This is a genomic window from Rhodococcus sp. NPDC004095 (assembly GCF_053604015.1).
The window spans coordinates 192,729-216,446 of sequence record NZ_JBSGGS010000005.1; the positions used below are offsets into that span (position 1 = coordinate 192,729).

At 70.9% G+C, this 23,718-nt stretch carries 21 protein-coding genes; 16 read left to right on the forward strand and 5 right to left on the reverse strand.

Annotated elements, in window-relative coordinates:
• Positions 1 to 8: 8 nt before the first annotated feature.
• From ACWEPG_RS11580 to ACWEPG_RS11590, 3 genes are all read right to left on the reverse strand, one after another.
• Positions 9 to 1,799, reverse strand: a complete 1,791-nt coding sequence (locus ACWEPG_RS11580; RefSeq protein WP_450112132.1) for an AMP-dependent synthetase/ligase — start codon at positions 1,797 to 1,799, stop codon at positions 9 to 11.
• A 75-nt stretch (positions 1,800 to 1,874) separates the two neighbouring features.
• Positions 1,875 to 2,765 carry a ribokinase gene (locus tag ACWEPG_RS11585; protein WP_450112133.1) on the reverse strand — a complete coding sequence of 297 codons (891 nt, stop codon included), beginning with the start codon at positions 2,763 to 2,765 and terminating at the stop codon, positions 1,875 to 1,877.
• An 86-nt stretch (positions 2,766 to 2,851) separates the two neighbouring features.
• Positions 2,852 to 4,330, reverse strand: coding sequence for an MFS transporter (locus ACWEPG_RS11590; protein ID WP_450112134.1), 1,479 nt, complete (start codon positions 4,328 to 4,330; stop codon positions 2,852 to 2,854).
• 372 nt (positions 4,331 to 4,702) lie between these two features.
• On the opposite strand from ACWEPG_RS11590, the gene ACWEPG_RS11595 reads away from it, so the two are divergent.
• From ACWEPG_RS11595 to holA, 11 genes are all read left to right on the forward strand, one after another.
• The gene (locus ACWEPG_RS11595; protein ID WP_452594413.1) at positions 4,703 to 5,977 is read left to right on the forward strand and encodes a glutamate-5-semialdehyde dehydrogenase; all 1,275 of its coding nucleotides are present in this window, start codon (positions 4,703 to 4,705) and stop codon (positions 5,975 to 5,977) included.
• Between the two features lie 23 nt (positions 5,978 to 6,000).
• Positions 6,001 to 6,882 carry an AAA family ATPase gene (locus ACWEPG_RS11600; protein ID WP_452594414.1) on the forward strand — a complete coding sequence of 294 codons (882 nt, stop codon included), beginning with the start codon at positions 6,001 to 6,003 and terminating at the stop codon, positions 6,880 to 6,882.
• Positions 6,883 to 6,911: 29 nt separating this feature from the next.
• Complete coding sequence (locus ACWEPG_RS11605) at positions 6,912 to 8,360, forward strand: vWA domain-containing protein (protein WP_450134329.1); 1,449 nt, start codon at positions 6,912 to 6,914, stop codon at positions 8,358 to 8,360.
• A gap of 45 nt (positions 8,361 to 8,405) precedes the next feature.
• Positions 8,406 to 9,107: a nicotinate-nucleotide adenylyltransferase gene (gene nadD, locus ACWEPG_RS11610; protein WP_450112247.1), complete on the forward strand. Its 702-nt coding sequence runs from the start codon at positions 8,406 to 8,408 to the stop codon at positions 9,105 to 9,107.
• Positions 9,108 to 9,572: a ribosome silencing factor gene (rsfS, locus tag ACWEPG_RS11615; protein WP_450112138.1), complete on the forward strand. Its 465-nt coding sequence runs from the start codon at positions 9,108 to 9,110 to the stop codon at positions 9,570 to 9,572.
• Between the two features lie 101 nt (positions 9,573 to 9,673).
• The gene (locus ACWEPG_RS11620; protein ID WP_450112248.1) at positions 9,674 to 10,255 is read left to right on the forward strand and encodes a histidine phosphatase family protein; all 582 of its coding nucleotides are present in this window, start codon (positions 9,674 to 9,676) and stop codon (positions 10,253 to 10,255) included.
• Complete coding sequence (octT, locus tag ACWEPG_RS11625) at positions 10,245 to 11,024, forward strand: diglucosylglycerate octanoyltransferase (protein ID WP_452594415.1); 780 nt, start codon at positions 10,245 to 10,247, stop codon at positions 11,022 to 11,024. The genes ACWEPG_RS11620 and octT overlap by 11 nt, the downstream gene beginning before the upstream one ends.
• Positions 11,025 to 11,029: 5 nt before the next feature.
• On the forward strand, positions 11,030 to 11,917 hold the full coding sequence (locus tag ACWEPG_RS11630; protein WP_452594416.1) for a DegV family protein: 888 nt from the start codon (positions 11,030 to 11,032) through the stop codon (positions 11,915 to 11,917).
• Positions 11,918 to 12,004: 87 nt separating this feature from the next.
• Entirely contained in the window at positions 12,005 to 12,841 is an 837-nt protein-coding gene (locus tag ACWEPG_RS11635; RefSeq protein ID WP_452594417.1) for a ComEA family DNA-binding protein, read from the forward strand.
• Positions 12,842 to 12,891: 50 nt separating this feature from the next.
• On the forward strand, positions 12,892 to 15,186 hold the full coding sequence (locus ACWEPG_RS11640) for a ComEC/Rec2 family competence protein (protein WP_452594540.1): 2,295 nt from the start codon (positions 12,892 to 12,894) through the stop codon (positions 15,184 to 15,186).
• Between the two features lie 9 nt (positions 15,187 to 15,195).
• Positions 15,196 to 16,164 carry a DNA polymerase III subunit delta gene (gene holA, locus ACWEPG_RS11645; protein ID WP_452594418.1) on the forward strand — a complete coding sequence of 323 codons (969 nt, stop codon included), beginning with the start codon at positions 15,196 to 15,198 and terminating at the stop codon, positions 16,162 to 16,164.
• A gap of 89 nt (positions 16,165 to 16,253) precedes the next feature.
• Here the strand turns inward: holA and rpsT are convergent, their stop codons facing one another.
• The gene (gene rpsT, locus ACWEPG_RS11650) at positions 16,254 to 16,514 is read right to left on the reverse strand and encodes a 30S ribosomal protein S20 (protein WP_387469975.1); all 261 of its coding nucleotides are present in this window, start codon (positions 16,512 to 16,514) and stop codon (positions 16,254 to 16,256) included.
• A 217-nt stretch (positions 16,515 to 16,731) separates the two neighbouring features.
• Here rpsT and ACWEPG_RS11655 point away from each other — a divergent pair, with 217 nt between their 5' ends.
• Genes ACWEPG_RS11655 through ACWEPG_RS11670 form a run of 4 tightly spaced genes read left to right on the forward strand, consistent with a single transcriptional unit; the run spans position 16,732 to position 21,023 of the window.
• A complete protein-coding gene (locus tag ACWEPG_RS11655; protein WP_452594419.1) occupies positions 16,732 to 18,402 on the forward strand; it encodes a circularly permuted type 2 ATP-grasp protein in 1,671 nt (556 codons plus the stop codon).
• A complete protein-coding gene (locus ACWEPG_RS11660) occupies positions 18,389 to 19,357 on the forward strand; it encodes an alpha-E domain-containing protein (RefSeq protein ID WP_450112144.1) in 969 nt (322 codons plus the stop codon). The genes ACWEPG_RS11655 and ACWEPG_RS11660 overlap by 14 nt, the downstream gene beginning before the upstream one ends.
• A complete protein-coding gene (locus ACWEPG_RS11665) occupies positions 19,354 to 20,196 on the forward strand; it encodes a transglutaminase family protein (protein ID WP_452594420.1) in 843 nt (280 codons plus the stop codon). The genes ACWEPG_RS11660 and ACWEPG_RS11665 overlap by 4 nt, the downstream gene beginning before the upstream one ends.
• Positions 20,197 to 20,249: 53 nt before the next feature.
• Entirely contained in the window at positions 20,250 to 21,023 is a 774-nt protein-coding gene (locus tag ACWEPG_RS11670; RefSeq protein ID WP_450112146.1) for an aquaporin, read from the forward strand.
• A gap of 66 nt (positions 21,024 to 21,089) precedes the next feature.
• On the opposite strand, the gene ACWEPG_RS11675 is transcribed toward ACWEPG_RS11670, so the two are convergent.
• Positions 21,090 to 21,641, reverse strand: a complete 552-nt coding sequence (locus ACWEPG_RS11675; protein ID WP_450112147.1) for a type II toxin-antitoxin system PemK/MazF family toxin — start codon at positions 21,639 to 21,641, stop codon at positions 21,090 to 21,092.
• A gap of 140 nt (positions 21,642 to 21,781) precedes the next feature.
• On the opposite strand from ACWEPG_RS11675, the gene ACWEPG_RS11680 reads away from it, so the two are divergent.
• Positions 21,782 to 23,671, forward strand: coding sequence for an alkyl/aryl-sulfatase (locus ACWEPG_RS11680; RefSeq protein ID WP_452594421.1), 1,890 nt, complete (start codon positions 21,782 to 21,784; stop codon positions 23,669 to 23,671).
• Positions 23,672 to 23,718: the final 47 nt, after the last annotated feature.

Genomic DNA, 23,718 nt, shown 5'->3' on the forward strand with positions numbered 1-23,718 from the left:
CCGGCGGGTCAGTCCGTGTACATCGCGTCGAACACGGCGGCGAAGTTCTCGCCGACCACCTTCCGTTTGATCTTCAGGGTCGGGGTCAGCTCGCCGGTCTCCTGGGACAGGTCCCGGTCGGCGATGGCGAACTTCTTGACCTGTTCGGGCTGAGCCAGTTTGGCGTTCGCGGCGTCCACAGCCTGCTGGACGAGATCGACGACGGTCGGGTGTGTCGACAGCGCGGCGATCGAATCCGGGAGGCCCTGGGCCTGCGCCCAGGGCAGTACCGTCTCCGGGTCGAGGGTCACCAGCACCACCGGGTAGGGGCGGCGGTCGCCGTGCATGACGGCCTGGCTGATCCAGGGTGAGCGCTTGAGATCGTTCTCCAGGTTCGCCGGTGTCAGGTTCTTGCCGCCTGAGGTGACGATGATGTCCTTCTTACGGCCGATGATCGAGACGTAGCCGTCCTCGTCGATCGACGCGAGGTCGCCGGTGTGCAACCAGCCGTCGGTGATCGCCCCGAACGACGCGTCCTCCATCTTGTAGTAGCCCTGGAAGATGTTGCCGCCCTTGAGTAGGAGCTCGCCGTCCTCGGCGACCCGGGCCTCGATGCCGGGCAGCGTCCGGCCGACGGTGCCGAACCGGTGGTTCCGGGCGGTGTTCACCGTCGCGCCCGTGGAGGTCTCGGTCATTCCGAAGCCCTCCATCAGCGGCACGCCGCAGCCGTAGAAGAACTCGAGGATCTCCTTCGAGATCGGGGCGGCTCCCGTGATCGCGAGATCGAGGTTGCCGCCGAACAGGGCCCGCACGCCCTGGAACAGTGCGGCATCGGCGGCGTCGAACTGCGTCCTCAACTCGGCGGGCACCGGTTCGCCCGCCTGCTCCATGTCCCGCACCCGGACCCCGAGTGCCGCGGCGGCGAGGATCCGGTCACGCTCCTCGGCAGGCTTGGATCCGACCGCCAGGGTGTAGACCTTCTCGAACACGCGCGGCACCGACGGCAGATGGGTGGGCCGCACCTGCATCACCTCGGCGACGATGCGGGCGGTGTCGCCGCCCCAGTAGGCGATGACCCCGCCGCGGTCGAACGCCAGCAGTTGGAAGAGCAGCGCGAATGCGTGCGCGAGCGGCAGGAACAGGTACAGCACCATGTCCTCGTCGGATTCGATGCCCTCGATCTCGTCCAGGGCGACATTCGCGGTCATGATCGCGCGGTAGTTGCCGTGGGAGAGAACGCAGCCCTTCGGCGGCCCCGTGGTGCCCGAGGTGTACATGAACACGTACGGATCCGACGGATCGACCGCGGCCGAACGTCGCCGCAGTTCCTCGGCGCCGGCCGCGCGGCCCCGTTCGCGGATCTCGTCCGCCGGCACCGCACCCGCCGCCTCACCGCCCTGGACGACGATCCACTCCAGAGCCGGGAGCTGGTCGCGGACGGCCGCGATCTTGGCGACCTGCTCGGCGTTCTCGCAGACGATGCCGCGGGCCTCCGAATTGCCCACCACCCACGCGCATTCCTCCGCGGAGTTGGTCGGGTAGACCGAGACGTGCACGCCGCCCGCCGCGACGATCGCCAGGTGTGCGATCGACCAGTCCGGGCGGGTGGCTCCGAGGACCGCGACGCGGTCGCCGGGAGACAGCCCGAGGTCGATCAGGCCGGCCCCGAAGTCGGTGACCCGGTCGGCGAGCTCCCGGTAGTTGATCTCTTCCCACTGGTCCGGTGTGCTCTGCCAGCGCGCGGCGGGACGGTTGCCGTACGCCTCGGCGGCACGGAACGCGAGATCCGCGATGGTCGTGCCCGCAACTGTCCGGTTCATCCGGTACCCCATTCGACGGGCGGCATGTGATCTGACTCACTCTGGCCGCAGTGGGGCGATGGTATGCCAGGCGAACTAGTTGCGCATCGATTTGGCGTCCGGATGTCGCGCGAGCAGATCGTCCACCTCCGCGGCGGTGGGGGAGGACGCCGCCGCGCCGGGTCGGGTGGTCGCCAGTGCCCCGGCCGCGGTCGCGCGCTGCAGCGCCGCCGTCGGACCGAGGTGCCACGACGCGGCGAGGGTGCCGGTGAACGCGTCGCCGGCGCCGGTGGTGTCGACGACCGCGACGGCGTGTGCCTCGGCGTGCGCCGAGGCACCGTCGGGTCCTCGCCAGCGGGCGCCTCGACCGCCCAGTGTCGTGATCAGGTGGGGCACCCGGTCCAGGGTGGCTTCGCCGAGCTGGCCGGCCTCCGTCTCGTTGACGACGAGCACATCCACGGCGGCGACGAGCGCATCCGGAAGCGGACCCGCCGGAGACGGATTCAGGAACACCGTGGTGCCCGCGGCGCGGGCGTGCTCGGCAGCGGCGGTGACCGTCGGGACCGGCAGTTCGAGCTGGCACAGCAGCACGTCCGCGCGTGCGACGGCGGCGAGGTCCGCCTCGGTCAGGGTGGTGACGGTGGCGTTCGCGCCGGGCACCACCACGATCGAGTTCTCGCCCGTCGCATCGACGGTGATCGCGGCGACCCCGCTCGGTCCGGGCGCCACGCGCAGCAGTGTCACGTCAACCCCCGCGTCGGCCAGGCCGGCCCGCAGTGGTGCGGCGAACGTGTCGTCGCCGACCGCGCCGAGGAAGGTGACGTCCGAGCCCGCGCGTGCCGCCGCGACCGCCTGGTTGGCGCCTTTCCCGCCCGACCCCGTATGGAATCCGTTGCCCAGCACCGTTTCTCCTGGACGCGGCATTCGGGGAGTGGTGGCCACGAGGTCCATGTTGACGCTGCCGAGGACGGTCACGGTGCCGGACATGAGCTCAGGGTACTGACCGAATGTGGGATTCGGTCACTTCACGTGATCGAATCCCACATTCGGTCGGATGGTGGGGTGGTGACTGCTCAGGCGTGATCGGCCTGCGGCCGGCGGGCGAGTTCGGTTGCGGCGTGTGCGGTTCGGGTCCGCAGGCGCCGCAGCACGGTACGGGCCTCGGATTCCGTGGCGACCGCGGGGGCGCAGCCCTCGAGCGGGCGTCGTGCGGTCTCGGGGATCAGCAGGACCGCGAAACCACCGATCAGGGCGGCGCCCATCATGTAGAAGGGTGCGACGAGGGTGCTCCCGGTCGCGTCCTCGAGTGCCGTGATCGCCAACGGGGTCGTGCCGCCGAACAGTGAGACCGCGAGGTTGTACGCGATCGCGAGCGCACCGTAGCGGACACCGGTGGGGAACAGGGCGGGCAGCACCGACGGGAAGACGCCGACGAACAGCAGCAGCAACGCACCGAGGATGGCCAGACCGACGATCACCGGGAGGTAGCCGCCCTGTCCGATCAGCAGGTACGCCGGCAGGGACAGGGCGAAGAAGCCGGCGAAACCGATGAGCAGCAGTGGCTTTCGGCCCAGCCGGTCGGAGAGTGCGCCGACCCGGGTGATCGCCGCCATCATCGCGACCATCACCACGATCATCAGGAGCAGGCCGTGCGTCTCGTCGTATCCGAGGGTGTTCGACAGGTAGGTCGGCATATAGGTGAGCAGACCGTAGTGCGCGATGTTGTAGGTCGCGACGAGGACGATGCACAGCAGCATCGGCCGCCAACTGCCCGTGACGGTCTCGCGCAGCTTCGCCAGCGCACTCACCTGGGGGGACTCCGCGGTCCCGTCGGTCTCGGTGCGGGCGTCCTCCAGCGCCCGGAAAGCCGGCGTCTCCTCCAGCCGCAGACGCAGGTACAGGCCGATCAGCCCGAGCGGGCCCGCGATCAGGAACGGGATCCGCCAGGCCCAGCCGACCAGGGCCTCGTCCGTGGTCAGCGCCTGGATCGTGGTCACGAGGGCTGCGGCGGCGACGTAGCCGGCGAGCGTGCCGAGTTCGAGGAAGCTGGCGAAGAACCCGCGGCGGCGGTCCGGGGCGTACTCGGCGACGAAGGTGCTGGCGCCGCCGTACTCGCCACCGGTTGAAAAGCCCTGCAGGAGACGGAACACCACCAGCAGGATCGGTGCGGCCACCCCGATCGACGCGTAGCTCGGAACGAGTCCGATCGCGAACGTGCTCGCGGCCATCATGACGATCGTCGTGGCCAGCACACGCTTGCGTCCGATCCGGTCGCCGAGCGGCCCGAAGAAGAGCCCGCCGAGTGGGCGCACGACGAAGGCCGCGGCGAAGATCGCGAAGGTGGACAACAGCTGTGCCACGCCGCTGGCCTCGGGGAAGAAGACCTTCCCGAGTGTGGTCGCCAGGTAGGCGTACACGCCGAAGTCGAACCATTCCATCGCGTTGCCGAGCATCGTCGCCTTCACGGCCCGCTTGACCGATGACTCGTCGACAACGGTGACGTCGGGTGACGCGGTGATGTCGGCGCTGCTGATCTGTGATTGTGGGATCATGTGTGCGCTCCTCAGCGCTGCCGTCCCGAGCTCGTGCCCGGCAGGCATGTGCCGCGCCGGCGGGGTACGTACCTGATGCACGCATCTTTTCGACGCCCGCACGGCGGCGGTGCTGGTCGGGTGTCGACGGCGCGCGGCCCTGTGGCTCTGTCCGGCCCCCACCGGATGGCTCTGGCTCGCGGCAATGCTCCGAAACCGTTCCGGTACACCGTCACGTCGACGCGGTACCCGGTCCGAAGCCACCAGCGGATAACGAAGCCACGCTAACAATCGCCCGTGTGTGTGTCGAACTTCCGTGCGCGTGTCGAACTCCGCGGTGTGACGGGCACTCCGCCCCGCACCCCTGTGCTTAGCGGTCGTTACGCTGTACTCATGACCGCGGTGAACGAGGGTGCCCAGGTGACCGACTCCGTCCGGGAGGCCGTGCACGCGGCCGCGCGCCGCGCACGCGTGGCGTCGCGGACGCTGGCGCTGCTGACCACGGCGCAGAAGGACGCGGCCCTGCACGCCGCCGCCGACGCCGTCCTCGCCGCGACCGACACCGTGCTCGCGGCGAACGCCGTCGACGTGGAGACCGCCCGCGCCGCCGGCACCGAGGAATCGCTGATCGACCGGCTGCGGCTGACCGCCGACCGGATCGACGGCATCGCCTCCGGTCTGCGGCAGGTCGCCGGCCTCGCCGACCCGATCGGCGAGGTCGTGCGTGGCACCACCCTGCCGAACGGCCTCGAGATCCGTCAGCTGCGCGTCCCGCTCGGCGTGGTCGGCATGGTCTACGAGGCCCGGCCCAACGTCACCGTCGACGCGTTCGGTCTGGCACTGAAGTCCGGCAACGCCGCCCTGCTGCGCGGCTCGTCGTCGGCCAAGACCTCCAACGCCGCCCTCGTCGAGGTGTTGCGCTCCGCGCTGACCGCACAGGGGCTGCCCGCCGACGCCGTGCAGCTGCTGCCCAGCGAGGACCGTTCCTCCGTCACCCACCTGATCCAGGCCCGCGGACTCGTCGACGTGGTCATCCCGCGTGGCGGCGCCGGACTGATCAGTGCCGTCGTCCGCGACGCCACGGTGCCGACCATCGAGACCGGTGTCGGCAACTGCCACGTCTACGTGCACTCCGCGGCCGACCTGGTCAAGGCGGAGAAGATCGTGATCAACGCCAAGACCCGCCGGCCCAGTGTGTGCAACACCGCCGAGACGATCCTGATCGACGCCGCCATCGCGGACACCGCGGTTCCCGCGCTGACGCAGGCGCTGCAGGCGCAGAGCGTCGTCATCCACGGCGACCTGGAGGGCCAGGTGCCCGCCACCGAGGCCGACTGGGCCGAGGAGTACCTGACCCTGGACGTCGCGATGAAGGTGGTCGCCGACCTGAACGCGGCGGTCGAGCACATCGACCGCTACGGCACCGGGCACACCGAGGCCATCGTCACCGACGACCTGTCCGCGGCCCGCGAGTTCACCGCCCGCGTCGACGCGGCCGCCGTCATGGTCAACGCGTCGACCGCCTTCACCGACGGGGAGCAGTTCGGGTTCGGCGCCGAGATCGGCATCTCCACCCAGAAGCTGCACGCCCGCGGCCCGATGGGCCTGCCCGAGCTCACCTCCACCAAGTGGGTGGTGTGGGGCGACGGTCACACCCGCCCCGCCTGACCTCCAGCCCGAAAGGTTCCATCGTGGATCGAGCACTTCCCCTCACCCCGCCCGTGTTCAGCAGCGTCGACGACGTCATCGCCCGGCTCGCCGAGACCGGCTACCTCGCGGACAAGGGCACCGCCACCGCGGTGTTCCTCGCCGACCGGCTCGGCAAGCCGCTGCTCATCGAGGGTCCGGCCGGTGTCGGCAAGACCGAGCTGTCGCGGGCCGTGGCGCAGACGTCCGGCGCCGAACTGGTGCGGTTGCAGTGCTACGAGGGCGTGGACGAGGCCCGCGCCCTCTACGAGTGGAACCACGCCAAGCAGATCCTGCGCATCCAGGCCAGCTCGGAGCACTCGTGGGACGAGACGAAGCAGGACGTGTTCGCCGAGGAGTTCCTGCTCTCACGCCCGCTGCTGACCGCGATCCGCCGCGAGGACCCGACCGTGCTCCTGATCGACGAGGTCGACAAGGCGGACGTCGAGATCGAGGGGCTGCTGCTCGAGGTGCTCAGTGATTTCGCGGTCACCGTGCCCGAACTCGGCACCATCACCGCCACCCGCAAGCCGTTCACGGTGCTGACCTCCAACGGCACCCGGGAGCTGTCCGAGGCGCTCAAGCGGCGCTGCCTGTTCCTGCACCTGGACTTCCCGGACGCCGACCTCGAACGCCGTATTCTCGCCAGCCGGGTTCCCGAGCTGCCCGAGGCGGTCGCCGAACAGCTCGTGCGCACCATCCGGGTGCTGCGTGGCATGCAGCTCAAGAAGCTGCCGTCGGTCGCGGAGACCATCGACTGGGGTCGCACCCTGCTCGCACTCGGGATGGACACCCTCGACGACGACGCGATCCGCACCACGATGGGCGTCGTCCTCAAGCACCAGTCCGACCAGCAGCGCGCTGCCGCCGAGCTGCGCCTCAACTAGGTCGCGGGCGAGAAGACACAGGAGGCGTCATGGCCGTCACCGCAGGCCCGTCCGGGGTTCCCGCGGCACCGTACGGGCTGCCCGGGCATCTCGTGGACTTCGTGGAGGCCCTGCGCAAGCGGGGGATCGCCGTCGGGCCGTCGGAGACAGTCGACGCCGGTCAGGTGATGTCGGTGCTCGACCTCCTCGACCGGGAGGCGCTGCGGGAGGGGCTCGCCTGCGCGCTGCTGCGCAGGCCCACCCATCGGGCCACCTACGACGCCCTGTTCGACCTGTGGTTCCCGGCCGGGGTCGGTCAGCGCGCCGACGGCACCGGGGAGATCGACGTCGACATCCCGCGGGGCGAGGACGGCGAGGTCGACTTCGAGGCGCTGCGCGAGCTGATCGCCGGACTGCTCGTGGACGGTTCCCCGGAGGCACTTGCCCGGGTCGAACAGTTGACGGCGCAACTCGTCGAGCAACTCGGCCAGTACCAGTCCTCGAAGGGGCCCTCATTCTCCGCCTACCAGGCGCTGCGGGACGTGGCGCCGGAGACGCTGCTGTCGCGGATCCTCGACGGCCTGCTCGGCAACGCCGGCCAGGCCGAGCACGAGGCCGCCGACTACGCCACCGAGATCGCCCGCCGCACGGCGGCGCAGCGGATCGCCGACTTCCGCAAGATGGTCGAGGTCGAGACCCGCCGCCGCTCCGCCGAACAACTCGGCAGGGAACGGGTCGCGAGCTACGGGGTGCCCAAGCTCGCGGAGGAGGTCGACTTCCTGCGCGCGTCCGACACCGAGATGGTGGCGTTGCGGCGCACCGTGAGCCCGCTGGCGCGCAAGCTCGCGAGCAGGCTCGCCGCCCGCCGCAGGCGGTCCCGGGCCGGGGCGATCGACCTGCGCAAGACCCTGCGCAAGTCGATGTCGACCGGCGGGGTCCCGATCGACCTGGTGCTGCGCAAGCCCCGTCCCGCCCGCCCGGAGCTGGTGGTGCTGTGCGACGTGTCGGGATCGGTGGCCGGGTTCTCGAACTTCACGCTGCTGCTCGTGCACGCGCTGCGGGAGCAGTTCTCCCGGGTGCGGGTCTTCGCGTTCATCGACACCACCGACGAGGTCACCCGGTTCTTCGACTCGGGGGCCGATCTCGGCGCGTCGATGTCGCGGATGATCCGGGAAGCGGACCTGATCGCCTACGACGGGCACTCCGACTACGGCAACGCGATCGGGGTGTTCGCGGAGCGGTTCGCGCACACGCTGACCGGGAAGACGTCGATGCTGATCCTCGGCGACGCCCGCAACAACTACCGCGACACGAACGTCGCGTCGCTCGCACACCTGGCCACCGTCGCCAAGCACACGCACTGGCTGAACCCGGAGCCGCGCGGACAGTGGGGCAGCGGCGACTCCGCCGCCAAGGTGTACGCCGACGTGGTGCAGATGCACGAGTGCCGCAACGCGCAGCAGTTGGCGGCCGTCGTCTCCGGGCTGCTGCCGATCTGACGCCGGACCGTGCCAGTAAGCTCGATCCTCGTGCGAAACGCAGAGATGGCCGGCAAGCGCCGACGGCGGCTGGGCGTGATGGGTGGCACGTTCGATCCCATCCACCACGGACACCTCGTCGCGGCCAGTGAGGTAGCCGACCGCTTCGATCTCGACGAGGTCATCTTCGTCCCGACCGGGCAGCCCTGGCAGAAGGCGGGCAAGGACGTCAGCGCCGCCGAGGACCGCTACCTGATGACGGTCATCGCGACCGCGTCGAACCCGAGCTTCTCCGTCAGCCGGGTCGACGTGGACCGCCACAAGGACACCTACACCGTCGACACCCTCCGTGACCTGCACTCCCAGCACCCCGACGCGGACCTGTTCTTCATCACCGGCGCCGACGCGCTCGAGACGATCCTGTCCTGGCAGAATTGGGAGGAGATGTTCGAGCTGGCCAAGTTCGTGGGTGTGAGCCGGCCCGGGTACGAGCTCGGCGACGACCACCTGGCCGAACATCTCGCCGACCGCCCGGACGCCCTGACCCTCGTCGAGATCCCCGCCATGGCGATCTCGTCCACGGACTGCCGGAAGCGGGCAAGTGAGAACCGGCCCGTCTGGTACCTGGTGCCGGACGGGGTGGTGCAGTACATCTCCAAGCGCAACCTGTACCGACCACGCGATGCCGAGCGCCTCGACGGGGCGGTCACGGTGTCGGGGCCGGCACCGCAGAACAACATCAGTCAACCGAACCGGGAGAACACCTAAGTGAGCGCATCCGCCGAAGCACTCGAGATGTCGCGGATCGCCGCGCTGGCCGCAGACGAGAAGCTGGCCAACGACGTGGTGGTGCTCGACGTGTCCGAGCAGTTGGTCATCACCGACTGCTTCGTCATCGCCTCCGCCTCCAACGAGCGCCAGGTCAACTCAGTCGTGGAGAACATCGAGGACAAGCTCCGCGAGGCCGGGCACAAGCCGGTCCGCAAGGAGGGCACCCGGGAGGGCCGCTGGGCGCTGCTCGACTACGTCGACCTGGTGGTCCACGTCCAGCACGACGACGAGCGCAACTTCTACGGCCTGGAGCGGCTGTGGAAGGACTGCCCGATCGTCCCGGTCGACGGCATCGAGCCGCGGTCGACCGAATGGGGTGCCGACTCCGACGGTGACGTCGTGGACGAGCAGGCCGCCGAACTGGGCGGCGCCGACCAGGGCGAGCCGGAGTCCGGGCGGTGACAGCTGCCGCGGCGTCTCCGGCGCGGCATTCGATCGCGGCCCCGCCGCGGCGACTGATCCTGCTGCGGCACGGGCAGACCGAGTACAACGCCGGTGACCGGATGCAGGGCCAGCTCGACACGGACCTGTCCGAGCTCGGGCGCGTGCAGGCCAAGTCGGCGGCCCGGGCGTTGGGCGAGCGCGGCCCGGCCGAGATCGTCAGCTCCGACCTGCGTCGGGCGCTGGACACCGCGACCGCGCTCGGTGATCATGCAGGGCTGGCCGTCGCCACCGACCAGCGACTGCGGGAAACCCACCTCGGCGAGTGGCAGGGGCTCACCCACACCCAGGTCGACGAGCGTGATCCCGGTGCCCGCGCCGCCTGGCGTGCCGACGCCACCTGGGCTCCGCCCGGCGGGGAGAGCCGAGTCGACGTCGCGAGGCGGTCGGTCCCGGTCGTGCAGGAACTGCTCGCCGCCCGCCCGGGGTGGGGCGAGGACCCGGTCGTGCTGGTCGCGCACGGCGGCCTGATCGCCGCACTGACCGCCGCGCTGCTGGATCTGCCGGTGGACCGCTGGCCGGTGTTCGGCGGTCTCGGCAACACCAGTTGGGTGCAGTTGACCGGGCACGGGGAACCCGACGCGGTGTCCTGGCGCCTGGACGTGTGGAACGCCTCCGCGAGGGTGGCCGGCGATGTCCTCTGACCTGGATACGGCTCCCGGGCGGGGCGACCGCCCGACCCTGCTGGTGATCGCCGACTCGCTCTCGTACTTCGGACCCAAGGGCGGCCTGCCCGCCAACCATCCTCGGATCTGGCCGAATCTCGTCGCCGCCGAACTCGGCTGGGACGTCGAGTTGGTCGCGCGGATCGGCTGGACCAGCCGGGACGCGTACTGGGCGCTGATCCAGGATCCGCGGGTGTGGGCGACGGTGCCCAGGGCCGCTGCGGTCGTGTTCGCGGTCGGCGGCATGGACTCGCTGCCGTCCCCGCTGCCGACCGCGCTGCGGGAACAGTTGCGGTACGTGCGGCCGCCGGCGCTGCGCCGTCAGGTCCGCAACGCCTACCAGTGGCTGCAACCCCGACTGTCCCCGCTCGGGTGGCCGGTCGCGCTGCCGCCGAAGCTGAGCGTGGAGTACCTCGAGGAGTGCCGCACGTCGCTGGCCTACATGCGGCCGGAACTGCCGGTGATCGGCTGCCTGCCGTCGGTGCACCTGAGCGACGCCTACGGCAAGGTGCACGCCGGCCGGCCGGCCGCGGTCCGTGCGCTCGAGCAGTGGAGCGCCGAAACGGGTGTTCCCCTGGTCGATCTGGCACAGGCGGTCCGCCCGGACATCTTCTCCGGCGAGGGAAACCCGGACGGCATCCACTGGGGCTGGGCCGGACACGAGGCCGTCGCCGAGGCGATGCTGTCCACGATTCGCGACGTCCTCGCCGGGGACGGCGCGCACGCGGTCGTCGACGAGGCCCGGTAGGCCCGATGTCCGTCGTCGTCGTCACCGACTCCTCGGCCTACCTCGACCCGGACCTGGCCGAGGAACTCGGCATCCGGGTGGTTCCGTTGCACGTGCTCGTCGACGGGGAGGACCTGCGGGAAGGGCTCGACCCGATGCCGGAGGATCTGTACATCGGTACCGGGGTGACCACCTCCGGCGCCTCGCCGGGCGAACTGACGGCCGTGTATGCGCAGGCGCTCGAGGACAGCGGCGGCGACGGCGTCGTCGCCGTGCACATCTCGCGGCAGTTGTCCGGGACGTGGGAGGCGGGCCGACAGGCCGCGCAGGAGCTGGGGGAGAAGGTTCGCATCGTCGACTCCCAGTCCACTGCAATGGCTTTGGGATTCGCAGTACTGGCGGCGGCTCGGGTCGCGCGCGCGGGTGGCGGACTGCGCGCCGTCTACGAGCGGGCCGTCGAGGTCGCGGACCGGGGCCGGGTCCTGATCATGGTCGACCGGCTCGACCACCTGCGTCGCGGCGGCCGTATCGGTGCCGCGGCCGCGCTGCTCGGTACCGCGCTCGCGATGAAGCCGGTGCTGCACCTCGTCGACGGCAAACTGGTGCTGCGGGAGAAGACCCGCACCGCGACCAAGGCGCTCGCCAAGCTGGTCGACGCCGCCGTCGACCAGGCCGGTCCCGGCGACGTCGCGGTCGCGGTGCACCATGTCGGCGCAGCCGAGCGGGCGGCCGAGGTGGCCGCGGCCCTGCGCCCACGACTGCCGGCCGCGAGCGAGTTCGTCGTCGCGGAGTTGGGGCCGGTCATCGCCAGCCATCTGGGGCCGGGTGCGGTCGGGCTACTGGTCGTCCCGGGGGGCGCGGGCGCAGGTCCGGAGGTCGGCGACCCCGCACCGGACACCGGCGACACCGAGTAGTCCACAGCGCCGGAATTCATCCACAGCCCAGCGGGTTTGCGCCCGTTGCGCGGAAATTCGCTCCGAGCGCCGTCCTAGCGTCGGGGCATGGGCAGCACCGACGAGGCACGCGAGCAGATCCGGCGCAGACTCGACGCCGTCACCGGACGAGGCGCAGCGGCGCCCGGGACGGGGGAGGGCGCCGACCCGTCACCTGACGACGCGCAGCCCGGCTGGCTCGACCCGGATCCCGAGCCGTCCGGTCCGCGTCTGCGCTTCGCACCCGGCCGGCGAGGGGTGGTCGCGCTGGCCCTCGTCGCACTGACCGCGGCAGGGATCGGCGCGGTCGTGGTGTGGCGGGACCGTCCGGTCGCGCAGACGGTGGCACCGCTGCCGGTCGCCGCGACGGTCCCCGCCGGCGACGAGCCGACCGACCCGCCGCGGCCCGACCCGGCGCCGTCCGGGCCGCCGGCCGAGGAGCTCGTGGTCAGCGTGGTCGGTCTCGTGCACACCTCCGGCCTGGTCCACCTGCCGGAGGGCTCACGGGTCGCCGACGCACTGGCCGCTGCGGGAGGTGCCCGCGACGGGGCGGACCTGTTGGGGCTCAACCTCGCTCAACGACTGAACGATGGAGATCAGGTGCTGGTCGGGGTCGCTCCGCCGCCCGGCGCGGCACCGGTCGCGGGCAGCGCGACCGTGGGTGCCGGGCCGGGTGCCGGGACGGCTGCGGCCGCCTCGGCCGGTCCGAACGGGCCGGTGAACCTGAACGCGGCCACCGAGCAGCAGCTCGATGCGCTGCCCGGCGTCGGTCCGGTCACCGCCGCCGCGATCGTCGCCTGGCGCACCACCAACGGCCGGTTCACCGATGTCGAGCAGCTCGGAGAGGTGGACGGCATCGGCCCGGCCCGCCTGGAGAAGCTGCGCGACCTCGTGACGGTTCGGTGACGGACCGGCAGGCCCGTCCGATCGACCTGCGGCTGCTGCCGTCCGCGGTGATGTGCTGGGCCGCAACCGCGATCGGACTCGTGGCCGGCTGGCGTGCGGCACTGTGGGTGGCGGTCGTCGCCACGTCGGGTGCGGTGGCGATCGGGCTGATCGCCCGTCGCGGCCGGTGGTCCGCGCTGGGCGGAACCGCCGTCGCGGCGTTGCTCGTCGGCGCCGGATTCGCGGGAGCCACCGCGGTGCGTGCACACGCCGTCGCGACGCATCCCCTCGCCGACCGCGGCGGGTACGTCACCCTCACCGTCGACACCCGGGGCGATCCCGAGCCGGTCCGGTCCGCGCGCGGGGGCACGGTGATGGTGCGGGCCGCGTTGCGGACGATCGGGCGGGGCACCGGCGCGGTCGAGGTGGGCGGCGCGGTCCTGGTGTTCGCCCCGTCCGACGGCTGGCAGGATCTGTTGCCCGGCCGGCGTGTGGAACTGCGTGGCGCGGTGAGCAAACCGAAGCGCGCCGACCTGACCGTCGCGGTGGTCCGCGCCACCGGCCCACCCCGCCTGCTCGGGGAGCCGTCCTGGGCGCAGCGGGCCGCCGGACACGTGCGGGACCGGTTCGCCGCGGCATCGGCGCGGTCCCTGCCGCCCGACGCCGCGGGACTGCTGCCGGGACTCGTCGTCGGCGACACCACCGCTCTGCCGGAACTGGTGGAGGACGACTTCACCGCCGCCGGGCTGAGCCACCTGACGGCGGTCTCGGGCGCCAACGTGAGCATTCTGCTCGGTGCGGTGCTGCTGCTGACCCGCGCGCTCGCGCTCGGGCCACGCACGACCGCCGTCGTCGCCGGAATCGCGTTGGTGGGCTTCGTGATTCTCGCGCGGCCGTCGCCCAGTGTGCTGCGGGCCGCCGCGATGGGGGCGGTGGTCCTGCTGGCGATGGTCGTGGGCCGGCGGCGGCAGGCGATGCCCGCGCTCGGCGCCGCGGTCATCGCGCTGCTCGCCCTGTACCCGGACCTGGCAGTCAGTTTCGGCTTCGCACTGTCCGTGGCCGCGACCGCAGCGCTGGTGCTGGTGGCGCCGCGCTGGGCGCGGTGGCTGCAGCGGCGCGGCTGGCCGCGGGTGGCGGCCGAGGCGGTCGCGGTGGCCGTGGCCGCGCACGCCGTCACGGTGCCACTCGTCGCCGCGATGGCCGGCACCGTGAGCACGGTGGCCGTCGCGGCGAACCTCGCGGTCGCGCCGGTCATCGCCCCGGTCACGGTGATCGGCGCGGTGGTCGCGGCGGCGGGCACGGCGTGGCTTCCCCTGGGTGCGCTCGCCGCCCACGTCACCGCGCCGCTGCTGTGGTGGCTGCTGTGGGTGGCGCGGACGTCGGCGGCCCTCCCCGGCGCGTCGGTCTCGGTGCCGTCCGGTGCGATCGGGTTCGCGGTCATCGCCGCCGTGGTGGTCGCCGCGGTGACGGCGATCGCCGTGCGGCGGCTGCGGGTCCTGCTCGCCGCGGTGCTGCTCGGGGTGGCCCTGGTGTGGCTGCCGGTCCGGATGCTGTGGCCGGGATGGCCGGCGCGCGGCTGGGTGCTGGTGGCGTGCGACGTCGGGCAGGGCGACGCGTTGGTGCTCGACGCCGGGAACGGGTCGGTGGTGGTCGTCGACGCGGGGCCACAACCGAGACCGGTCGACGACTGTCTGCACCGTCTCGGCGCGCGATCGGTGGCCGCCGTCGTGCTGACCCACCTGCACGCGGACCACATCGACGGACTGCCCGGGGTGCTGCGAGGGCGGTCGGTGGGCGGCGTGGTGACCGGCCCGATGCGGCTGCCGGAGGAGGGGTTCGGCCAGGTGCAGCGGCAGGCGTCGGCGGCGGGGGTGCCGGTGGTCGAGGCGCGGGCCGGGCAGACGCTGACGGCGGGGGCACTCACATTCCGGGTGCTCGGCCCGACCCTGCCCGCGCCGCGCGACCCCGGCGACGGCGACGCCGCCGCCAACGACCAGTCGCTGGTGCTGTCCGTGGACACCGTCGCCGGCCGGATCCTGCTCACCGGGGACGTCGAGGCGGACGGACAGCGGGATCTGCTGCGGGACCGGGTCCCGGTCGCCGCGGACATCCTCAAACTTCCACACCACGGCTCGCGCACCACCACACCGGAGTTCCTTCGCGCGGTCGGGGCGCGGCTGGTGATCGTCTCGGTCGGCGCCGACAACACCTTCGGCCATCCCAACCCCGGGATCCTGAGGACCCTGCAGGAGATGGGCGCCACCGTCGCGCGCACCGACCGCGGCGGCGACGTCGCGGTCAGCCGCGGCGCGGGCGGGGGTGTCGCCGTCACGCACCGCCGGCGCCGACGCGTCGGCCGGGCGTGACAGGATCGTGTGGTGACCTCCGCCGCTCCCGCACAGCTGCATCTCGTTCTCGGTGACGAGGAATTCCTCGTCGCCCGCGCCGTCTCCGCGATCGTCGCGGAGGTACGCGCGGCATCCGACAATCCCCAGGACGTGCCCGTCAGCCGGTTGCGGACCGGCGACACCAGTCCCGCCGAACTCGCGGAACTGCTCAGCCCGTCACTGTTCGCCGAGGACAAGGTCATCGTCCTCGAGGCCGCAGCCGAGGCAGGCAAGGATGCGGTCACCCTGGTGCTGGACGCCGCGGCCGCGCCACCCGACGGGTTCACGATCGTCGTGCTGCACTCCGGGGGAGGCCGGGCGAAGGCGATGGTCGGTGCGCTGCAGAAGTCGGGCGCCCAGGTGCACGAGTGCGCGAAACTCAAGCCGACGGAACGCGCCGACTTCGTGCGGTCCGAGTTCCGGGCCGCCGGGGTGAGGGTGTCCCCGGAGGTCATCGAGACGGTGCTCGACGCGGTCGGCTCCGACCTGCGCGAGCTCGCCGCGGCCTGCTCACAGCTCGCCGCGGACACCGGCGGGAAGATCGACGCCGCGGCGGTGCAGCGGTACTACTCCGGCAAGGCCGAGGTGTCCGGATTCGACGTCGCGGAACTGGCGGTCGCGGGCGACCGGTCCGGGGCACTTGAGGCCCTGCGCTGGGCGATGCTTCGGGGAGTGCCGCACGTGCTGCTCGCCGACGCCCTCGCCGACGCCGTGCACACGATCGCCCGGGTGGACTCGGCCGGCCGCGGCGACCCGTTCCGGATGGCGTCGGGCCTGGGCATGGCCCCGTGGAAGGTGAAGAAGGCACAGGCGCAGGCGCGTGGCTGGCGGCCGGAGACCCTCGGTTCGGCGCTCGAGGTGGTGGCCCAGCTCAACGCCGACGTCAAGGGTGCCGCGGCCGACGCCGACTACGCGGTGGAGTACGCCGTCCGCCGGGTCGCCGAGCTGCGCGGCTGACCGGTCTTTCGCATGTCCGGCCCGGGCCCCGGACATGCGAAAAGACCGCCCGATCGAGGACCGGGCGGTCTCCAGCGATGACGTTTAGGTCAGAGCTTGTTCGCAGCCAGCGCGAGCGCCGACTTCTTGTTGGCAGCCTGGTTGGCGTGGATGACGCCCTTGCTGGCAGCCTTGTCGAGCTTGCGGCTGGCGGAGACGAGGAGCTCGTTGGCCTTGTCCTTGTCGCCCGCGGCAGCAGCCTCGCGGAAGGAACGGATCGCGGTACGCAGCGAGGACTTCACCGACTGGTTGCGCAGTCGCTGACGCTCGTTGGTACGGATCCGCTTCACCTGGGACTTGATGTTGGCCACGCGTAAAATCCTGTCGTCTTCGCTGGTTTTCTGGTTGAGAAAGCTTCGGGTGCGTATGTGCACCGACAGGCCACGTTACCAGTGCCGAACCTGATGACCCAAACCGCGGGTCGCTCCCGGCCGTTGCCAGGTGCCGGAAACGCAGTTGTTTCAGGCTGCTCACCTGCACGTTACCGTGCGCGCTGCCGGGTGGCTGCCGCTGGCGGACCATGGGCGGATGAACGCCCGAACAGTCACGAAACCAGTCCCCGGAACCGGGGCCGGGGACGTGTTCGACGGATACACCGACATCGGCCGCTACGCCCTCGCCTACGACGAGATGTTCGATGCAGGCGGCGCCGTGCGGCCACCCTACGAGGGGATCTTCGCTGCCCTCGAGCCGTCGAACGCCGCCGATCTCGCCGCCCGCGCCGACGCGCTCGCCCGGGCGTTCGTCGATCAGGGGGTCACCTTCTCCCTCTCCGGGCAGGAGCGGCCGTTCCCGCTGGACCTGGTGCCCCGGGTGATCGCCGAACGCGAGTGGGCCACCCTCGAGCGGGGCATCACCCAGCGCGTCCGGGCGCTGGAGATGTTCCTCGCCGATGTGTACGGAGACCAGGAGATCCTGCGTGACCGGGTGGTCCCGAAACGTCTCGTCACCTCGTGTGAACACTTTCACCGCGAGGCTGCCGGGATCGTGCCTCCCAACGGCGTCCGGATCCACGTCGCAGGCATCGACGTCGTCCGCGACGCCACCGGCACCTTCCGGGTGCTCGAGGACAACCTCAGGTCCCCGTCCGGGGTGTCCTATGTGATGGAGAACCGCCGCACCATGGCGCGGGTGTTTCCCGACCTGTTCTCTTCGCACCGGGTGCGGGCCGTCGGTGACTACGCCGCACAACTGCTGCGGGCGCTGCGGGCGTCGGCCGCGGTCAACACCGCGGACCCGACGGTGGTGGTGCTGACCCCCGGCATCGCGAACTCCGCGTACTTCGAGCACTCGCTGCTGGCGCGGCAGATGGGTGTCGAACTCGTCGAGGGTCGGGACCTGTTCTGCCGCGACAACGTCGTCTACATGCGCACCACCGAGGGGGAGCGGCAGGTCGACGTCGTCTATCGCCGCATCGACGACGACTTCCTCGACCCGATGCACTTCCGGCCCGACTCCGTCCTGGGCGTCGCCGGGCTGCTCAACGCGGCCCGGGCGGGCAACGTCGTCATCTCCAGCGCCGTCGGCAACGGGGTCGGTGACGACAAACTGGTCTACACGTACGTGCCCTCGATCATCGAGTACTACCTCGGCGAGAAGCCGCTGCTGGCGAACGTCGACACCTACCGGTGCTGGCTGCCGGACGAGTGCGAGCAGGTCCTCGACCGGCTCGCCGAGCTGGTGATCAAGCCGGTCGAGGGGTCCGGTGGCTACGGCATCGTGTTCGGGCCGGACGCCTCGCGTCGGGAACTCGCCGAGGTCGCCGCGAAGATCCGCGCCGACCCGCGCGGCTGGATCGCGCAGCCGGTGGTCCAGCTGTCCACCGTGCCGACCAAGGTCGGGGACGTCCTCGCGCCGAGACACGTGGACCTGCGCCCCTTCGCCGTCAACGACGGCGAGGGCGTGTGGGTGCTGCCGGGCGGGCTGACCCGGGTGGCGCTGCCGGAGGGGTCGCTCGTCGTCAACTCCAGCCAGGGCGGCGGCAGCAAGGACACCTGGGTGCTGGCCGGCCGGGTCCCCGACACCGAACGCGAGCTCGGCGGCGGCGAACTGGTCGGGGAGCCGGTCCGGCCCGGGCACAGCGAACTCGGCCCGGAACTGTCCGCCGGACAGCAGCAGCAACAGCAGCAGCAAAACGCCAGACAACGAGCGGCGGCCGGGTCGGACGGGAAGGCGGTGGGCCCCGATGCTCGCACGTAACGCGGAGTCGATGTACTGGATCGGCAGGTACGTCGAGCGGGCCGACGACACCGCCCGGATCCTGGACGTCGCGGTCCACCAGCTGTTCGAGGACTCCACCGTCGACCCGGACCGGTCGTCACGGCTGCTGCTTCGGGTGCTCGGCATCGACACGCCGGAAGGTCCGCTCGACGTGTGGTCGCTCACCGATCTGGTCGCGTTCGGTAGGGATCGAGGGGGCTCGATCGTCGACTCGCTCTCGCGCGCACGGGAGAACGCCCGCGGTGCAAGGGAAGTGACGTCCACCGAGATGTGGGAGTGCCTGAACACCACGTATCACGGTCTCGCCGAACGGGAGAGGGCCGCGCGCAGGCTCGGTCCGCACGAGTTCTTCGCCTACGTCGAGACCCGCGCCGCCATGTTCGCCGGCCTCGCCGACTCCACCCTCAGTCGTGACGACGGCTATCGCTTCCTGCTGCTCGGCCGCTCCGTCGAGCGGGTCGACATGCTGGTGCGACTGCTGCTCTCGCGTGCCGGGGACCGCAACAGTTCCCCGGCCTGGGTGACGGTGCTGCGGTCGGCCGGAGCCCAGGACACCTACCTGCGCACCTACCGCGGGGCTCTCGACGCCCACCGCGTCGTCGAGTTCATCCTGCTCGACCGGTTGTTCCCGCGGTCGGTGTTCCACGCGATCCGGCAGGCGGAGCTGTGCCTCGACCAGCTCGACACCCACCCGCACAGCCGGGTCGGGACCCGCGACGAGGCGCAGCGCATCCTCGGGCGGGCCCGAAGCGAGCTCGAGTTCCTGCCGCCCGGGGTGGTGATGGAGGACCTGCAACTGCGCCTGCTCGCGCTGCAGAACACCTGCCGCACCCTGGGGGAGGCGATCGCGCAGCAGTACTTCCACTCCGCCCCCTGGGTGGCGTGGACCGACGCCGGGGCCGGGGTGGCCGCGGGAGTGGAGGGGGAGCGATGACCTGGCGACTGCGGGTGGTGCACACCACCGGATTCGCGTACAACGCACCGGTGACGTCGTCGTTCAACGAGGCCCGGTTGACGCCGCGCAGCGACGCGCGGCAGAACGTCATCCACAACCGGGTCGAGACGGTGCCCGCCACCCGGGCGTACCGCTACACCGACTACTGGGGCACCGCGGTCACCGCGTTCGACCTGCACGCCCCGCACACCACGCTCGCCGTCACCGGCTCGTCGGTGGTCGAGACCGAGGCCGTCACGATCCCTGCGGACACCGTCGGCTGGGATCGGCTGGGCGAGGATCACATTCGCGACCAGTACGGCGAATACCTGTGCGGCACCGCGTACGTCCCCGCCGGCAACCGGTTCGACGAGGTCGCGCAGCGTCTGCGCCGCGAGAACCGGCCCGCCGACGCCGTCGTCGCGGCCGCCGGGTGGGTGCACGAGCAGATGTCGTACGTGCCGGGAGCGACCGGCGTGCACACCTCCGCACTGGAGGCGTGGGAGGAGCGACGCGGGGTCTGTCAGGACTACGCGCACCTGACCTTGCTTCTGCTGCGTGCCATGGGAATTCCCAGTCGATATGTGTCCGGCTACCTGCATCCGAATCCGGATGCGGCACTGGGGGAGGCGGTCAGTGCCGAGTCACATGCCTGGGTTCAGGCATGGACCGGGTCGTGGTGGGGATACGACCCGACGAACGCGGTCCTGGTGAACGAGCAGCACGTGTCGGTTGCCGTCGGGCGGGACTACGCGGACGTGCCGCCGCTCAAGGGAATCTACTCGGGAGGCGGCTCGACAGACCTCGATGTCGTTGTGGAGATGGTACGTCTCGCGTAGCGTCCGACCGGAGCTATTCCCGTTCCGTCTTCGACGCAGCAAAAAGGTGGCACATGTCTCCCACAGCACAGGAAATCTCCGAGAAGGAACACTTTTCCGATGCCAAGAAGTACGTCGCTGAAGGCATCGGCACGTTCGTGCTGGTGTTCGTCTCGGTCGGCACGGCCGTCATCGCGGGCAGCAAGGTCGGCAATCTAGGTGTCGCGCTCGCCTTCGGTCTGACCCTGGCGTTCCTGGTCTACGCGATCGGCCCGGTGTCCGGCTGCCACGTCAACCCGGCGGTCACGTTCGGCCAGTTCCTGATCGGCCGCATCGAGGCCGTGAAGGCGTTGATGTACGTGGGCGCCCAGGTGCTCGGCGGTCTCGTCGCCGGTGTGGTGCTGTTCGCGGTCGCCAAGAGCCTGCCCTCCTACGATCGGGCGACCAACGGGCTCGGCGCGAACGGATGGGGCGACCACAGCCCGTCCGCGATCCAGGGGCCGCTCGGCGGCGTCCTGCAGAGCGGCTACGGGATCGGCGCGATGATCGTGATCGAGATCCTGCTCACCGCGCTGCTGGTGTTCGTGGTCCTCGCGTCCACCGACCAACTGTCCGACGTGCCGCTCGCCGGCATCGCGATCGGCTTCACCCTCGCCGTCATCCACATCATGTCGATCCCGATCGACAACACCTCGGTCAACCCGGCGCGCAGCTTCGCCGTCGCCTGGTACCAGGACGGCGCGCCGGTTCAGCTGTGGGCCTTCATCGTGTTCCCGCTGATCGGTGGTGCGCTGGGCGCGTTCGCCTACCGCTCGCTGTTCGGACGCTTCGACCGGCTCCACGACTGACAACTCGTTTCGCGACCGATGATCGGGCGCCGGCCACTGTTGGCCGGCGCCCGATCCGCGTTCGTGTCAGGACCAGCCGTGGTCTCGGCGCAACCGGGCGGCGACCTTGTCGAAACGGCCCTTGTCGAGAATCGCGCCCTCACGGCGGATCCCGGCCTCGGGGACGTCGAGGACCCGGTCGAGTCGCACCCAGCTCGGGCGGTGCTCGCCGTCCCAGGCGCCGGCACCCAGTGCCAGCCAGTTGCGCTGGCCCTCCCGGTCCGAGTTCGACGACAGCATCAGGCCGAGCAGGGTCTCGCCGTCGCGTCCGACCACGAGCACGGGCCGGTCCTTGCCCTTGCCCGCGTCCTCCTCGTACGCGACCCAGGTCCAGACGACCTCGCCGGGATCGGCGCGGCCGTCCAGGTCCGGTGCATACGCGACGGTGCGGGCGCGGTGCGCCGTCGGGGCCGAGGTCGACGACACCGGGCGCCCGGGCCGGACCGGCTTTCGTTCCGGCGCCGCGGTCTTCGCCCGGGGCAGCACCCCGGACTTCTGCAATCCCTTCAGCAGCCGCGGGCCCTCACGCAGTGCGATGTCGCCGAGTTGCCTGCCGATCCGCGTCCACTTCGAAGCCATGCCTCCAACCTAGCGACGGGTGCGGTCCGGTCGGATGGGCACCCGCCACGGCACCGATTCATCCGGTCTGGATGAGGGCACCGGATCGTCGCCGGTGACATGCTCGCATCGAGCCCCGAGGAATCACGAGGAGAGATGCCATGAGCAGCGATGCCACCGCGACTGTCCAGAACGGGAACGCGAGCGCGTCCCGAGAGCTCCCGTTCGGCGACGTTCAGGACTTCGAGGACGCCCGACGCGGCTTTGTCGCGGCGCTCGAACCCGGGGTGGTCACGAACGCGAGCGGCGAGGTGGTGTGGGACAGCGACGGATACGCGTTCCTCGACGAGGACTGCCCGCCAACGGTCCATCCGAGTCTGTGGCGGCAGTCCCAGCTGTGCGCGATGCAGGGGCTGTACGAGGTCGCCGACGGGATCTACCAGATTCGCGGGCTGGACCTGTCCAACATGACCCTGGTCGAGGGCGACACCGGGGTGATCGTGATCGACCCCCTGATCTCGGCCGAGACCGCCGCCGCCGGGCTGGCCCTGTACCGCGAGCACCGCGGTGAACGGCCGGTGACGGGAGTGATCTTCTCGCACTGCCACATCGATCACTTCGGCGGAGTCAAGGGCGTCACCACCGAGGAGGATGTGGCCGCGGGGCGCTGCCCCATCCTTGCGCCGACCGGATTCGTCGAGCACGCGGTGGCGGAGAACGTGTACGCCGGCACCGCCATGGGGCGGCGGGCGGCCTACATGTACGGCGCCGCGCTGCCGCGCGGGCCGCACGGAGCGGTCGGCGCCGGTCTCGGACCGACCACCTCGACGGGGACACCGACCCTCATCACGCCTACCGTCGACATCGGCCGGACCGGGCAGACCGAGGTGCTCGACGGCGTGCGCATCGAGTTCCAGCTCACACCCGGCACCGAGGCGCCCTCGGAGATGAACTTCCACTTCCCGGACCGGCGAGCCCTGTGCATGGCGGAGAATGCCACGCACACGCTGCACAACCTCCTGACCCTCCGTGGTGCGCTGGTCCGTGACCCGCACGTGTGGGCGAAGTACCTGACGGAGTCGATCAACAAGTACGCGGCGGAATCGGACGTCCTGTTCGCCTCGCACCACTGGCCGACCTGGGGCACCGAGCGGCTCACCGAGTTCCTGTCCCTGCAACGCGACCTGTACGGCTACCTGCACGACCAGACGCTGCGGGCGATCAACAAGGGCGTCACGGGAATCGAGTTCGCCGAGGAGATTCAGCTCCCGCCCGCGATCGAGCAGGCGTGGCACACACACGGCTACTACGGTTCGGTCAGCCACAACGTCAAGGCCATCTACCAGCGCTACATGGGCTGGTTCGACGGCAACCCCGCGACCCTGTGGCAGCACACGCCTGTCGACGCGGCGCAGCGGCACGTCGAGTTCATGGGCGGTGCGCAGGCGGTCCTGGACAAGGCCCGCGAGTCGTTCGCCGCGGGTGACTATCGCTGGGTCGCACAGGTGGTGAACTATGTGATCTTCGCCGATCCGGACAACGCCGAGGCGAAGGCGCTGCAGGCCGACACCCTCGAGCAACTCGGATTCGGGTCCGAGAACGGCACGTGGCGGAACTTCTTCCTCATGGGCGCCTACGAACTGCGCCACGGCGCGATCGGAACCCCCACCGTCACGGCATCCCAGGACATCTCCGCGGCGCTCAACGTGGAGCAGCTGTTCGACGCGATCTCGCTGCGGGTCGACGGGCCGCGCGCCTGGGCAGCGAGGATCACGATCGACTGGCATCTGACGGATCCCGCGCTCACTCACCGCACCCAGCTCCGCAACGGGGTGCTGGTGCACTTCGACGTGGACGGCGAAATGCCCGCACCCGATGTCGCGTTCACCCTGACCCGACAGAATCTGCACGACGCCCTGCTCGGCCGCCGCGGTCTCGACGCCATGATCGCGGCGCAGGAGGTGGCGGTCGACGGTGACGCCGGCAAGCTGGTCGAGCTGGTCGGCTATCTCGATGCGCCCGACCCGGACTTCGCCATCGTGACGCCCTGACCTCACGGCCCACCTTCGACCCCGGACCGCCGGACGTGCGGTCCCCG

What these genes read in the sequence shown, in the direction of transcription:
- ACWEPG_RS11580 (WP_450112132.1), bottom strand. Translation starts at nt 1,799, where the DNA reads ATGAACCGGACAGTTGCGGGCACGACCATCGCGGATCTCGCGTTCCGT.
- ACWEPG_RS11585 (WP_450112133.1), bottom strand. Translation starts at nt 2,765, where the DNA reads ATGTCCGGCACCGTGACCGTCCTCGGCAGCGTCAACATGGACCTCGTG.
- ACWEPG_RS11590 (WP_450112134.1), bottom strand. Translation starts at nt 4,330, where the DNA reads ATGATCCCACAATCACAGATCAGCAGCGCCGACATCACCGCGTCACCC.
- ACWEPG_RS11595 (WP_452594413.1), top strand. Translation starts at nt 4,703, where the DNA reads ATGACCGCGGTGAACGAGGGTGCCCAGGTGACCGACTCCGTCCGGGAG.
- ACWEPG_RS11605 (WP_450134329.1), top strand. Translation starts at nt 6,912, where the DNA reads ATGGCCGTCACCGCAGGCCCGTCCGGGGTTCCCGCGGCACCGTACGGG.
- nadD (WP_450112247.1), top strand. Translation starts at nt 8,406, where the DNA reads ATGGCCGGCAAGCGCCGACGGCGGCTGGGCGTGATGGGTGGCACGTTC.
- ACWEPG_RS11620 (WP_450112248.1), top strand. Translation starts at nt 9,674, where the DNA reads ATGCAGGGCCAGCTCGACACGGACCTGTCCGAGCTCGGGCGCGTGCAG.
- octT (WP_452594415.1), top strand. Translation starts at nt 10,245, where the DNA reads ATGTCCTCTGACCTGGATACGGCTCCCGGGCGGGGCGACCGCCCGACC.
- ACWEPG_RS11630 (WP_452594416.1), top strand. Translation starts at nt 11,030, where the DNA reads ATGTCCGTCGTCGTCGTCACCGACTCCTCGGCCTACCTCGACCCGGAC.
- ACWEPG_RS11635 (WP_452594417.1), top strand. Translation starts at nt 12,005, where the DNA reads ATGGGCAGCACCGACGAGGCACGCGAGCAGATCCGGCGCAGACTCGAC.
- ACWEPG_RS11640 (WP_452594540.1), top strand. Translation starts at nt 12,892, where the DNA reads ATGTGCTGGGCCGCAACCGCGATCGGACTCGTGGCCGGCTGGCGTGCG.
- ACWEPG_RS11655 (WP_452594419.1), top strand. Translation starts at nt 16,732, where the DNA reads ATGAACGCCCGAACAGTCACGAAACCAGTCCCCGGAACCGGGGCCGGG.
- ACWEPG_RS11660 (WP_450112144.1), top strand. Translation starts at nt 18,389, where the DNA reads ATGCTCGCACGTAACGCGGAGTCGATGTACTGGATCGGCAGGTACGTC.
- ACWEPG_RS11665 (WP_452594420.1), top strand. Translation starts at nt 19,354, where the DNA reads ATGACCTGGCGACTGCGGGTGGTGCACACCACCGGATTCGCGTACAAC.
- ACWEPG_RS11670 (WP_450112146.1), top strand. Translation starts at nt 20,250, where the DNA reads ATGTCTCCCACAGCACAGGAAATCTCCGAGAAGGAACACTTTTCCGAT.
- ACWEPG_RS11675 (WP_450112147.1), bottom strand. Translation starts at nt 21,641, where the DNA reads ATGGCTTCGAAGTGGACGCGGATCGGCAGGCAACTCGGCGACATCGCA.
- ACWEPG_RS11680 (WP_452594421.1), top strand. Translation starts at nt 21,782, where the DNA reads ATGAGCAGCGATGCCACCGCGACTGTCCAGAACGGGAACGCGAGCGCG.